Origin of the sequence: Micromonospora sp. AKA38 (genome assembly GCF_027925725.1) — a bacterium.
Lineage (GTDB): Bacteria > Actinomycetota > Actinomycetes > Mycobacteriales > Micromonosporaceae > Micromonospora.
Window position 1 is genome coordinate 1,211,698 of sequence record NZ_BNEI01000005.1, and the last position, 14,795, is coordinate 1,226,492.

Annotated in this window: 1 protein-coding gene; it reads left to right on the forward strand. The window is 76.8% G+C overall.

The window, feature by feature from the left end; all coding sequences use genetic code 11:
- The first annotated feature begins 12 nt into the window (after nucleotides 1–12).
- A complete protein-coding gene (locus TPA0908_RS22500) occupies nucleotides 13–14,775 on the forward strand; it encodes a type I polyketide synthase (protein WP_458575197.1) in 14,763 nt (4,920 codons plus the stop codon).
- Nucleotides 14,776–14,795: the final 20 nt, after the last annotated feature.

Genomic DNA, 14,795 nt, shown 5'->3' on the forward strand with positions numbered 1-14,795 from the left:
CCTCTGATCCCGATACGGAGCGCCCCGATGCCCACTGAGGCAGAGTTCCTCGACTACCTCCGCCGCGCCACCACCGACCTGCGCGAGGCGCGGCGGCGCGCCCGCGAGGTGGAGGCCAAGGACCGCGAGCCGATGGCCATCGTGGGCATGGCCTGCCGCTACCCGGGCGGCGTGCACGGCCCGGACGAGCTGTGGCAGCTCGTCGCCGACGGCCGCGACGGGGTGGGCGACTTCCCGACCGACCGGGGCTGGGACCTGGAACGGCTCTTCTCCGTCGACCCGGACAACCCGGGCACGTCGTACACCGACAAGGGTGGCTTCCTCTACGAGGCCACCGAGTTCGACCCGGCGTTCTTCGGCATCTCGCCGCGCGAGGCGCTCGCCATGGACCCGCAGCAGCGGCTGCTGCTGGAGAGCACCTGGGAGGCGTTCGAGTCCGCCGGGCTGGACGCGCACCGGCTGCGCGGCAGCCGGACCGGCGTGTTCGCCGGCGTGATGTACCACGACTACGCGTCCCGGGTGCTGGACCTGCCGGAGGGCGTGGAGGGCTACCTCGGCACCGGCAACTCCGGCAGCGTGGTGTCCGGACGCGTCGCGTACACGTTCGGGCTGGAGGGCCCGGCCGTCACCATCGACACCGCGTGCTCCTCGTCGCTGGTCGCGGTGCACCTCGCCGTGCAGGCGCTGCGCCAGCGCGACTGCGACCTGGCCCTCGCCGGTGGCGTCACCGTGCTCTCCACCCCCGGCGTGTTCGCCGAGTTCTCCCGGCAGCGCGGGCTGGCCGCCGACGGGCGGTGCAAGTCGTTCGCCGCCGCCGCCGACGGCACCGGCTGGGCCGAGGGCGTCGGCATGCTGCTGCTGCAACGCCTCTCCGACGCGCAACGCGACGGCCGCCGCATCCACGGCATCATCCGGGGCAGCGCGGTCAACCAGGACGGCGCCAGCAGCGGCCTCACCACCCCGAACGGCCCCAGCCAGGAACGCGTCATCCGGCAGGCCCTCGCCAACGCGCGGCTGTCCCCGGCCGACGTGGACGTGGTCGAGGCGCACGGCACCGGCACCACGCTCGGTGACCCGATCGAGGCGCAGGCGCTGCTCGCCACGTACGGGCAGGACCGCGACGGGCGCGACCCGCTCTGGCTGGGCTCGGTCAAGTCGAACCTGGGCCACACCCAGGCCGCGGCCGGCGCCGCCGGCATCATCAAGATGGTCCAGGCGATGCGGCACGGCGTGCTGCCCCGCACGCTGCACGTGGACGAGCCGTCCCCGCACATCGACTGGTCGGCCGGCGCGGTCACCCTGCTCACCGAGGCGCGGCCCTGGCCGGAGTCGGACCGGCCACGGCGGGCGGCGGTGTCGTCGTTCGGCATCAGCGGCACCAACGCGCACGTCATCGTGGAGCAGCCGCCGGCCGTCGACGAGCCCGAGCCCACGCCCGGCACGCCGCCGCCGCTGGCGCCGGTGCTGCTCTCCGCCCGCGACCCCGAGGCGCTCGCCGCGCAGGCCCGCCGCTGGGCCGACCACGTGGCCGCCGACGCCCGGCCGGTCGACTGGGCCGCCGCCGCCCGCCGCCGCGCCAACCTGGACGCGCGGGCCGTGGTGCTCGCCGCCGACCGTGACGAGTTGCTCGACGGGTTGCGCGCGCTGGCCGACGGCGAACCCACGCCGACCGTGGTCACCGGCGCCGTCGGGCCGCGCGGCCGGGTCGCGTTCCTCTTCTCCGGGCAGGGCGCGCAACGCGCCGGCATGGGCCGCGACCTGTACGACGCGTTCCCGGTGTTCGCCGCCGCGCTGGACGAGGTCTGCGCGCACCTCGACCCGCTGCTGCCGCAACCGCTCAAGCCGGTGCTGTTCGAAGCCGGTGACCTGCTGGACCAGACCCAGTTCACCCAGGCCGGCCTGTTCGCCGTCGAGGTGGCGCTGCACCGGCTGGCCCGCTCGTTCGGGCTGACCCCGGACTACCTCGTCGGCCACTCGATCGGTGAGCTGGCCGCCGCGCACGTCGCCGGCGTGCTGTCGCTGGCCCACGCCGCCCGGCTGGTCGCCGCGCGCGGCCGGCTCATGCAGGCGCTGCCCGCCGGCGGCGCCATGCTCGCCGTGGCAGCCGGCGAGGCCGACGTGACCGCGTCGCTGGCCGACGTGACCGGACGGGCCGGCATCGCCGCCGTCAACGGGCCCGCCGCGGTGGTGGTCTCCGGTGACGCCGAGGCGATCGACGCGCTCGCCGCGCACTGGGCCGACCGGGGTACGCCCACCCACCGGCTGCGGGTCAGCCACGCGTTCCACAGTGCCCTGATGGAACCGATGCTCGCCGAGTTCGCCTCGGTCGCCGCCGGCCTCGACTACGCCCCGCCCACCGTGCCGATCGTGTCGAACCTGACCGGCCGCATCGCCGAAGCCGACGAGATCACCACCGCCGACTACTGGGTGCGGCACGTCCGCGAGGCGGTGCGCTTCGCCGACGCGGTGGACCGGCTCGCCGAGGCCGGCGTCGGCACGTACGTCGAACTCGGGCCCAGCGGTGTGCTCACCGCGATGGCCGAGGGCGCCCTCGCCGACCCGGCGGCCGTGCTGGTGCCGCTGGTGCGCAAGGACCGCCCCGAACCCCGCGCCGTGCTGGAGGCGCTGGCCCGGCTGCACACCGCCGGCCTGACCGTCGACTGGGACGCCCTGCTCGCCGACGCCGGCGCCCGCCCGGTCGACCTGCCCACGTACGCGTTCCACCACGAGCGGTACTGGCTGGAGCCGGTCGGCCGGCTCGCCGACGTCTCCGGCGCCGGTCTCGGCGCGGCCGGGCATCCACTGCTCGGCGCCGCCGTCTCCGTGGCCGGCGAGGACATGGTGCTGCTCACCGGCCGGCTCTCCGCCGGCACCCACCCCTGGCTGGTCGACCACCAGGTCGGCGACGTGGTGGTGCTGCCCGGCGCGGCGCTTGTCGAGCTGGTGGTCCGGGCCGGTGACGAGGTCGGTGTGTCCCGGCTGCGCGAGCTGGCCATCGCCGCACCGCTTGTGCTGCCCGCCGCCGGTGGCGTCCGGGTGCAGGTGCGGGTCGGCCCGGCCGACGAGGCGGGCGCCCGCGCGGTGACCGTGCACGCCCAGGCCGAGGACGACCCGGAGGCCGGCTGGGTGCGGCACGCCGAGGGCGTGCTCGAACCGGCCGTCGCCGACGAGCCCGGCCTGCCGGCCTGGCCGCCGACCACCGCCACCGAGGTCGACCTGGACGGCTGGTACGACACGCTGGCCGAACGCGGCCTGGCGTACGGGCCGGCGTTCCGGGGCCTGCGCCGCGCCTGGACCGGCGACGGCGAGGTGTACGCCGAGGTCGCGCTCCCCGAGGACGTCACCGGCACCGGCTTCGCGGTGCACCCGGCCCTGCTGGACGCCGCGCTGCACCCGATCGGCCTGCTGCTCGCCGCCGACGGCGGGGGCCCCCGGGTGCCGTTCGCGTTCGAGGGCGTGCAGGTGCACGCCGTCGGCGCCACCGCGCTGCGGGTGCGGCTCTCCCGCGACGGCGCTGCGGTGCGCCTGGTCGCCGCCGACGACGCCGGCGCGCCTGTCGTGTCGGTGGACTCCCTGGTCCTGCGCGAGATGACCGGCCTGACCGCGCCCGGCGCGGCGGCCCGATCCCTGTTCGAGGTGTCCTGGCAGCCGGAGCCGGTGCCGGCCGGCGACGACCTCGCCGGCTGGGCGGTGCTCGGCGCGTCCGTCGACGGGTTGTCGTCGTATCCGGACGTGTCGGCGGTGCTCGACGCGGGGGAGGGGGTGCCGCACACGCTGGTGTTGCCGGTGGTCGGGTGGTCCGACGCGGAGGTGCCTGACGCGGTGCGGGTGGCGGCGTCGGATGTGTTGGCGGTGGTGCAGGCGTGGTTGGCGGCGGAGCCGCTTGCCGAGTCGCGGTTGGTGGTGGTGACCCGGGGTGCGGTGGTGGCGGCGGGCGACGATCGGGTGACCGATCTGGCGGGTGCGGCGGTGTGGGGGTTGGTGCGGTCGGCGCAGTCGGAGCATCCGGAGCGGATCGTGTTGGCCGATCTGGATCGGGGCGTCGACGGCGGGGTGCTGTCGGTGCTGGCCGGTGTGCTGGGTGACCTGCCGGCGACGGGCGGGCAGGTGGCGGTACGCGGCGACGTCGTGTTGACGCCGCGCCTGGTCCGGGCCGCGCTCCCGGCGACGGAGACGGCGTCCGCCCCGGTGGCCGTCGCCGCGACGGCCGGTGACCCCGACCGTGGCCGGGGTGTCGGGGCCGGGACGGTGCTGGTGACCGGCGGCACCGGCTCGCTCGGTGCCCTGGTGGCGGCGCATCTGGTCACCGGGCACGGGGTGCGGTCGCTGGTGTTGGTGTCGCGGCAGGGGCCGGCCGCGCCGGGCGCGGACGCGCTTGTCGGGCGGTTGTCCGGGCTGGGTGCGTCGGTGTCGGTGGTGGCGTGTGACGTGACCGATCGGGATCAGGTCGCGCGTGTGGTGGCGGGTGTGGAGGGTCGGCTCGCCGGGGTGGTGCACACGGCCGGGGTGTTGGACGACGGGGTGGTGTCGTCGATCAGCGCGGAGCGGTTGGCGAACGTGCTCGCGCCGAAGGCCGCGGCGGCGTGGTGGCTGCACGAGGCCACCCGGCATCTCGACCTGGACCTGTTCGTGCTGTTCTCGTCCGTCGCCGGGGTGCTCGGCTCACCCGGCCAGGCCGCGTACGCCGCCGCGAACGGTGTGCTCGACGCGCTCGCCACGCAGCGCCGGCAGGACGGGCTGCCGGCGGTCAGCCTGGCCTGGGGCATGTGGGACACCGACGGCATGGCCGCCGCCCAGTCCGACGTCGACCGGGCCCGCTCCACCCGCGCCGGCCTCGGCACGATGAGCCCCGAGGTCGGCCTGGAACTGTTCGACACCGCGCTCACCGCCGGGCGGGCCACGCTCGTGCCGGCCGTCATCGACGTACCCGCGATGCGGGCCCAGATCGTCGGCGGCCGGGTGCCGTCGCTGCTGCGGGCGCTGCTCGGCCCGGTCACCACCCGCCGCCAGGCCGGCCGGGGCAACTGGGCCGACCGGCTCGCCGGCCTCGACCCGCAGGAGGCCCGCGACCAGATCGACGCGCTGATCCGTGGCCTGGTGGCACAGGTGCTCGGGCACGGCGGCGCGGACGCGGTGCCGACCGACCGGGCGTTCCGGGAACTGGGCTTCGACTCGCTGACCGCGGTGGACCTGCGCAACCGGGTCAACGCGGCCACCGGGCTGCGGTTGCCGTCCACGCTGGTGTTCGACTACCCGACGCCGCAGATCCTGGCCGGCCAGGTGTACGCCGAACTGGCCGGCGCCCGCACCGACACCACCGGCGCCCCGGAGGCGGCCACCACCACCGGCCTGGACGAGCCGGTGGCGATCGTCGGCATGGCGTGCCGCTATCCCGGCGGGGTGGAGAACCCGGAGCAACTCTGGGAGTTGCTGGCCACCGGTGGCGACGGCATCTCCGAGTTCCCCGCCGACCGGGGCTGGGACCTGGAGTCGCTGTTCGACAGCGACCCGGACCACAGCGGCACCTCCTACACCCGACACGGCGGCTTCCTCTACGGCGCGCCCGACTTCGACCCCGGCTTCTTCGGCATCTCGCCGCGTGAGGCCCTGGCCATGGACCCGCAGCAGCGGCTGCTGCTGGAGACGTCGTGGGAGGCGTTCGAGTCCGCCGGCCTCGACCCGGCCGGGCTGCGCGGCTCGCGTACCGGGGTGTTCGCGGGCGTCATGTACCACGACTACGCGTCCCGCCTGATGGAGCTGCCCGCCGAGGTCGAGGGCTACATCGGCACCGGCACCTCGGCCAGCGTGCTCTCCGGCCGCGTCGCCTACTCGTTCGGGCTGGAAGGCCCCGCCGTCACCGTCGACACGGCCTGCTCGTCGTCACTCGTCGCGCTGCACCTGGCGGTGCAGGCGCTGCGGTCCGGGGAGTGCGATCTGGCCCTGGCCGGTGGCGTGACGGTGATGGCGACGCCGGGCACGTTCATCGAGTTCTCCCGCCAGCGTGGTCTGTCCCCGGACGGCCGCTGCAAGTCGTTCGCCGCGTCCGCCGACGGCACCGGCTGGGGCGAGGGCACCGGCGTGCTGCTGGTGCAGCGACTCGCCGACGCGCAACGCGAGGGCCGCCGCGTCCTGGCCGTCGTGCGGGGCAGCGCGGTCAACCAGGACGGCGCGTCGAACGGGCTGACCGCGCCGAACGGTCCGTCGCAGCAGCGGGTGATCCGGCAGGCCCTGGCGAATGCGCGGTTGACCACGTCGGATGTGGACGCGGTCGAGGCGCACGGCACCGGCACCACGCTCGGTGACCCGATCGAGGCGCAGGCGCTGCTCGCCACGTACGGGCAGGACCGCGAGACGCCGCTGCTGCTCGGCTCGGTGAAGTCGAACATCGGCCACACCCAGGCCGCGGCCGGGGTCGCCGGGATCATCAAGATGGTCCTGGCGATGCGCCACGGCATCGTCCCGCCGACGCTGCACGTGGACGAGCCGTCGCCGCACGTCGACTGGACCGCCGGCGCGATCACCCTCGCCACCGCCCCCACGCCGTGGCCCGACCGGGACCGGCCCCGCCGCGCGGCGGTGTCGTCGTTCGGCATCTCCGGCACCAACGCCCACGTCATCCTGGAACACGCCCCCGCGCCCGCCGCCCCGGCCGAGTTCCGGCCCGGCGCCGCCGTCGACGCCGGCGTGATCCCGCTCGTGCTCTCCGCCGCCGACCGGGCCGCGCTGCCCGACCAGGCGGTCCGGCTGCGCGCCCACCTCGCCGCGTACCCCGAGTTCGCGCCCGCCGAGGTGGCCCACGCGCTGACCAGCAGCCGGGCGGCCTTCCCGCACCGCGCCGTCGTGCTCGGCCGGGACGCCGACGAACTGACCCGCGGCCTCACCGCGCTGGCCGACGGCGAGACCGTGCCCACCGTGGTCACCGGCACCGCGCTGCGCAACCCGGCGCCCGTCTTCGTCTTCTCCGGCCACGGCGGCCACTGGCCCGGCATGGCCGTCGACCTGCTGGACACCTCGCCCGTCTTCGCCGCGTCCATCGCCGAGTGCGAAGCCGTCCTCACGCCCTGGGTCGACTGGTCGCTGACCGACGTGCTGCGCGGCGCCGACGGCGCACCGCCGCTTGTCGCCTCCGGCGTCGTCCAGCCCGCGCTCTGGGCCGTCATGGTCTCACTGGCCCGGCTCTGGCGCTCCCTCGGCGTCCGGCCCGGCGCCGTCGTCGGGCACTCCCAGGGCGAGATCGCCGCCGCCTGCGTGGCCGGCGCGCTCTCCCTCGAGGACGCCGCCCGGATCGTGGCGCTGCGCAGCCAGGTGCTCGCCGACATCGCCGGCCGGGGCGGCATGGCCTCCGTCGGCCTGCCCGCCGAGCGGGTCGAACGGATGCTCGACCGCTGGCCGGGCCGGCTCTGCCTGGCGGTGGTCAACGGACCCGGCTCGGTGGTGGTCGCCGGCGACCCGGACGCGCTCGCCGAGCTGGTCGCCGCCTGCGCCGCCGACGACGTGCGGGTCCGCCCGCTCGACGTCGACTACGCCTCCCACTCGCCGCACGTCGAACCGGTCGCCGACCGGCTCCTGGCCAGCCTGGCCGGGATCACCGCCCGACCGGCCGAGGTGCCGTTCTACTCCGCGCTCACCGGCCAGCCCACCGACACCACCACGCTCGACGCCGACTACTGGTACCGCAACCTGCGCCAGACGGTGAACTTCGAGCAGGCCGTGCGGACCCTGCTGGCCGACGGGCACCAGGTGTTCCTGGAGGTCGGCCCGCACCCGGTGCTCAGCTTCGGCATGCAGGAGACCATCGACGACGCCGAACACGACGCCGCCGTGGTGAACACGCTGCGCCGCGACGCCGGCGGCTGGCCGCGCGTGCTCACCGCGCTCGCCGAGCTGCACACCCACGGGGTCGGCGTGGACTGGGCCGCGGTCTGCGGCGTCAGCGCCGCCGCGCCCGTGCCGCTGCCCACGTACGCGTTCCACCGGCAGCGCTACTGGCCCGAGTCGCCGGTCCGCACCGGCCCGGTCGCGACCGTCGAGGACCAGGCCGACCGGCAGTTCTGGGACGCCGTCGAACGCGCCGACGCGGACGCGCTCGCCGCCACCCTCGACGTCGACGGCGGCGCCGCCCGGGCGCTCGGCGAGGCGCTGCCGCTGCTCACCGAGTGGCGGCAACGCCGCCGCGACGAGTCCACCGTGGACGCCTGGCGGTACCGGGTGCGTTGGACGCCGCTCACCGCCGCGACATCCGCCCGGCTCACCGGCACCTGGCTGCTCGTCGCCCCCGCCGCGTACGCCGGTGACCCGCTCGTCGGTCAGGTCGTCGCCGCCCTCGGCGAGGCCGGCGCCGGCGTCGTGCCGGTCACCGTCGACGACCCGGACCGGGCGGCCCTCGCCGGGCAGCTCGCCGGGCTCGACACCGACGCGCTCACCGGCGTGCTGTCCCTGCTCGCGCTGGACGAGACCGGCCACCCGGACCGCCCGGTCGTGCCCGCCGGGCTCGCCGGCACGCTCGCGCTCGTGCAGGCACTCGGCGACGTCGGCTGCGCCGCGCCGCTGTGGTGCGCCACCCGCGGCGCGGTCACCACCGGCCGCGCCGACCCGCTCGACCACCCCGCGCAGGCCCTGGTCTGGGGCCTCGGCCGGGTCGCCGCGCTGGAACACCCGGACCGCTGGGGCGGCCTGGTCGACCTGCCGGCCGTCCTGGACCGCCGTGCCCGGGGCCGGCTCGCCGCCGTGCTGGCCGGCGTCGGACACGAGGACCAGCTCGCGGTCCGTCCCTCCGGGCTGTTCGGCCGCCGGCTCGCCCGCGCCGGCGGCGACACCCCGCCCGGGACCACCGGCTGGCGGCCCGCCGGCACGGTCCTGGTCACCGGCGGGCTCGGCTCGCTCGGCGCGCACGTGGCCCGCTGGCTGGCCACCGACGGCGCGGACCATCTCGTGCTCACCGGCCGGCAGGGCCCGGCCACCCCCGGCGCCGCCGAGCTGGAGGCGGAGCTGACCGCGCTCGGCGCCCGCGTCACGGTGGCCGCCTGCGACGTCGCCGACCCCGACTCGCTGCGCGACCTGGTCGACCGGCTCGCCGGGCAGGACGTCCGCGTCGACGCGGTCTTCCACGCCGCCGGCGTCGCCCACGCCGGCCCGCTCGACGGCACCGACCTGGCCGCGCTCGCCGACGGCCTGCACGCCAAGGTGGCCGGCGCGGTCAACCTCGACCGGACGTTCGGCGACGACGTCGCCGCGTTCGTGCTCTTCTCCTCCGGCGCGGGCGTCTGGGGCGGCGGCCTCCAGGGCGGCTACGCCGCCGGCAACGCGTTCCTCGACGCGCTCGCCGAGGACCGCCGCCGACGCGGCCGGCCCGCCACGGCCGTCGCCTGGGGCGCCTGGGACGGCGGCGGCATGATGGACACCGAGGGCGCCGCCGACCAGATGTTCCGCTCCGGCGTCCGGCCGATGCGCCCCGACCTGGCCGTCGCCGTGCTCGCCCGGGCGCTCGCCACCGACGAGGTCACGCTCGCCGTCGCGGACATCGCCTGGGACCGGTTCCACCAGACGTACGCGCTGGCCCGCCCACGCCCGCTGATCGAGGACCTGCCCGAGGTGGCCCGCCTGCTCGCCGCCACCCGCGGCGACGACGAGCCGGCCGAGGCGTCCCCGCTGCGCGGCCGGCTCGCCGGCCTGGCCGAACCGGACCGCCGTCGCGCCCTGCTGGAACTGGTGCGGAGCAACGCCGCCGCCGTGCTCGGCCACGCCTCCGCCGAGGCGGTCGGCGCGGACCGGCCGTTCCGCGACATCGGCTTCGACTCGCTCAGCGCGGTCGAGATGCGCAACCGGATCGCCGAGGCGGTCGGGCTGCGGCTGCCCGCCACGCTGGTCTTCGACCGGCCCACCCCGGCGCTGCTCGCCGGCTGGCTCGCCGACCGGATCCTCGGCGTCACCGACGCGGCGCCCACGCCCACCCGGGCCGTCGCCGCACTCGACGAACCGATCGCCGTGGTGGCGATGAGCTGCCGCTACCCGGGCGGCGTGGACAGCCCCGAGGAGTTCTGGCGGCTGGTCGCCGAGGGCCGCGACGCGATCGGCCCGTTCCCCGCCGACCGGGGCTGGGACCTCGACGCCATCTACGACCCCGACCCGGACACGCCCGGCACCTCGTACGCCCGGGAGGGCGGCTTCGTCACCGACGTCGGCGGCTTCGACGCCGGCCTGTTCGGCATCTCGCCCCGCGAGGCGCTGGTGATGGACCCGCAGCAGCGGCTGCTGCTGGAAACCGGCTGGGAGCTGTTCGAACGCGCCGGCCTGGCCCCGGCCGACATGCGGGAGAGCAGCACCGGCGTGTTCGTCGGCACCAACGGGCAGGACTACGCCACGCTGCTGATGGCCGCCCGCGCCGACACCGAGGGCTACCAGGCCACCGGCAACGCCGCCGCCGTGGTCTCCGGCCGGCTGTCCTACACGTTCGGGTTGCAGGGCCCCGCCGTCACCGTGGACACCGCCTGCTCGTCGTCGCTCGTCGCGCTGCACCTCGCGGTGCAGGCGCTGCGCGCCGGCGAGTGCGACCTCGCGATGGCCGGCGGCGTCACCGTGATGGCCACCCCCGGGCCGTTCCTGGAGTTCGCCCGGCAACGCGGCCTCGCCGCCGACGGCCGGTGCAAGTCGTTCGCCGGCTCGGCCGACGGCACCGGCTGGGGCGAGGGGGCCGGCCTGGTGCTGCTGCAACGGCTCTCCGACGCCCGCCGCGACGGCCGCCGGGTGCTGGCCGTGGTGCGCGGCTCCGCCGTCAACCAGGACGGCGCGAGCAACGGCCTGACCGCCCCCAACGGCCCCGCCCAGCAGCGGGTCATCCGGCAGGCCCTGGCGAACGCCGGGCTCACCCCGGCCGACGTGGACGCGGTCGACGGACACGGCACCGGCACCCGCCTCGGCGACCCGATCGAGGCGCAGGCGCTGCTCGCCACGTACGGGCAGGACCGCCCCGCCGACCGTCCACTGCTGCTCGGCTCCGTCAAGTCGAACATCGGCCACACCCAGGCCGCCGCCGGCGTCTCCGGCGTGATCAAGATGGTGCTGGCGCTCCAGCACGGCCAGCTCCCGCCCACGCTGCACGTGGACGAGCCCACCCCGCACGTCGACTGGTCCGACGGCGGCGTGGCGCTGCTCACCGAGGCCCGGCCCTGGCCGGAGACGGACCGGCCGCGCCGCGCGGCGGTGTCCGCGTTCGGCGTCAGCGGCACCAACGCCCACGTCGTCCTGGAAGCGGCCCCGCCCGCCGACGACACCCCGGCCGAGTCGGACCACGCCGCGCCCCGGCCGGTGCTGCCGCTGCTGCCCTGGCCGATCTCCGCCGCCGACGACGAGAGCCTGCGCGCGCAGGCCGCCCGGCTGGCCGCGACGGACCTCGACGACGAGGCCGCCGCGGTGGCGTGGACGCTCGTCACCGCCCGTTCCCACCTGCGGCACCGCGCGGTGCTGCTGGCCGCCGACCCGGACACCCGGTCGGCCGCGCTGCGCGCGCTGGCGGCGGGGGAGAGCCACCCCGCCGTGCGGCGGGACGTGGCCACCCCCGGCACGCTCGCCATGCTCTTCTCCGGTCAGGGCGCCCAGCACGCCGGCATGGGCCGCGAGCTGTACCAGGCGCTGCCCGCGTTCGCCGAGACGCTCGACGAGGTCTGCCAGTACCTCGACGCGTACCTGCCCCGCCCGCTGAAGAGCGTGCTGTTCGCGCCCGACGGCAGCGCCGAGGCCGCGCTGCTCGACCAGACCGCGTTCACCCAGGCCGGGCTGTTCGCCGTCGAGGTGGCGCTGCACCGGCAGCTCGCCGACTGGGGCGTCCGCCCCGACCTGGTGGCCGGGCACTCCGTCGGCGAGATCACCGCCGCGCACGTCGCCGGCGTGCTGTCGCTGCCGGACGCCTGCACGCTCGTCGGCCAGCGCGGCCGGCTCATGCAGGCGCTGCCGGCCGGCGGCGGGATGCTCGCCGTCGCCGCCGGGGAGGCCGAGGTGACCGACGCGCTCGCCGGGCACGCGGACCGGGCCGCCGTCGCCGCCGTGAACGGACCGGCCGCCGTCGTGGTCGCCGGCGCCGACGAGGCGCTGTCCGCGCTCGCCGACCACTTCACCACCCTCGGCGTACGCACCAAGCGGCTCACCGTCAGCCACGCGTTCCACAGCCCGCTGATGGAGCCGATGCTGGCCGAGTTCGCCACCGTCGCCGCCGGCCTGGACTACGCCGCGCCGGTCGTGCCGCTGGTGTCCAACCTGACCGGTCGCGTCGCCGACGCCGACCTGATCCGCACCCCCGACTACTGGGTGCGGCACGTCCGGGAGGCGGTACGCTTCGGCGACACCGTCACCCACCTGCGCGACCTCGGCGTCGGCACGCTGCTGGAGGTGGGCCCGGACACGGTGCTCACCGCGCTCGCCGCCGACCTGCTGCCGGACGGCGGGCCGCTGGTCACCGGCGTGCAACGCCCCGGCCGGGACGAGGTCGCCACGCTGCTCGGCGCGCTGGCCCGGCTGCACTGCCACGGCACGCCGGTGGACTGGGCGGCACTGCTGCCCGACGCCGACCCGGTCGCGCTGCCCACCTATCCGTTCCGCCACCAGCGCTTCTGGCCGGTCGCCGACGGCGAGCTGGTCGGCGTCGCCGCCCCGGCCGCCGCCGACCCCGCCGACGACGCGTTCTGGCAGGTCGTCACCGCCGGCGACGGCGACGCCCTGGCGGCCCGCTTCGGCGTGGACCCGGACCGGCCGCTGCGCGACCAGCTCCCCACGCTCGCCGACTGGCACCAGCGGCGTCGCGCCGACGCGGTCGCCGACGGCTGGCGCTACCGGATCACCTGGCCGCGGCGGCAGCTCACCGCCGGCCCCGCCACCGGGGACTGGCTGCTCGTGACGCCCGCCGACGCGGCGACCGAACCGGCGGAGCGGATCGCCGAGCTGCTCGCCGCGCACGGCGGCACGGTGCGCACGCTCACCGTCGACCCGGCCACCGTGACCCGCGCCGACCTGGCCGGTGACCTGCCGGACGGGCCCGGCCGGATCGTGTCGCTGCTGGCGTTGGACGAGCGCCCGCACCCGGCGTACCCGGGTGTGCCGGCCGGTCTCACCGGCAACCTCGCGCTGGTCCAGGCCGTCACCGACGTCGCGCCGACCGGGCCGCTGTGGCTGCTCACCCGGCAGGCGGTCAGCACCGGCACCGGTGACCCGCTCGCCCGGCCGGAGCAGGCCACCACCTGGGGCCTCGGGCTGGTCACCGCGCTGGAACACCCGGCGCACGCCGGTGGCCTGCTCGACCTGCCGGCCGACCTGGACGCCGCCACCGGGGAGCACCTGCTGCGGGCGCTGACCAACACCGACGGCGAGGACCAGCTCGCGGTCCGCCCGGCCGGCGTGCACCTGCGTCGACTCGTCCGGGCGCCGCGCCCGGCCCGGCCGGACGCCCCGACCTGGACGTCACCGGACACGGTGCTCATCACCGGCGGCACCGGCGCCATCGGCCGGTACGCCGCCGGCTGGCTCGCCCGGCACGGCGCCCGCACGCTGATCCTGGTCAGCCGGCGCGGCCCGGACGCCCCCGGCGTCGCCGAGACGGTGGCCGAGCTGGCCGACCTCGGCGCGCAGGCCCGGGTGCTCGCCTGCGACCTGGCCGACCGCACCGCCGTCGCCGCGCTCGTCGACGGGCTGCGCGCCGACGGCGAGACGGTCCGCGCGGTGGTGCACGCCGCCGGCGTCGGCCGCCTCAACCCGGTGCGCGCGGTCACCACCGACGAACTCGCCGACGTGGTCTCCGGCAAGACCGCCGGCGCGCGCCACCTGGACGAACTGCTCGACCCGGCGGCGCTGGAGCTGGTCGTCTACTTCTCCTCCATCGCCGCCGCGTGGGGTGTCGGCGACCACGGCGCGTACGCCGCCGCCAACGCGTTCCTGGACGCCTGGGCGCAGTCCCGCCCGGCCGGGCCGGCGCGGGTGGTGTCGGTCAACTGGGGACCGTGGGCCGGCGGTGGCATGGTCGACGCCGACCACGCCACCGCGATGAGCCGGCGCGGCGTCACGCTGCTCGACCGGGAACCGGCGATGGCCGCGCTGCGCGCCGCGATCTCCGGCGACGACCCGGTGCTCACCGTCGCCGACGTGGACTGGGCGCGCTTCGCCCCGGTCTTCGCCGCCGCCCGGCCCCGACCGCTGATCGGCGACCTGCCCGAGGTGGCGGCCCCGCCCGCCGGCGCTGACCCGGCCGACACCGGCGGCGCGGAGACGCTCGCGGAGCTGCGCAAGCGCCTCGCCGACCTGACCGCCGCCGAGCAGAACCGGCTGCTGGTCGACCTGATCCGTACCGCCGCCGCCGAGGTGATCGGCCACGACAGCCCGTACGCCCTGGAGGCCGACCGGCCGTTCCGGGACCTCGGGTTCGACTCGCTGACCGCGGTGGAGCTGCGCGGCCGGCTGGCCCGGCTCACCGGCCTCGCGCCGGCCAGCTCGGTGGTGTTCGACTACCCCACCCCGCAGGCCCTCGCCGAGCACCTGCGCGCCCAGCTCGTCGACGAGTCCTCGGAGCGGGAGCTGCCCACCGTGGAGGAACTGGACCGGCTGGAGGAGGCGCTCACCCTGCGGGAGCGCGACGACCTCGGCCGGGTGCGGATCACCATGCGGCTGCACCGGCTGCTGGAACGGCTCGGCGCCGACGAGCCGGCGGAACCGGGCGAGGACGTGGCCGACCGGCTGCGGACGGCCAGCAACCAGGAGCTCTTCGACCTTCTCGACCGCGATCTCGGGTTGTCCTGAGGCACGCGTGGCACACCAGG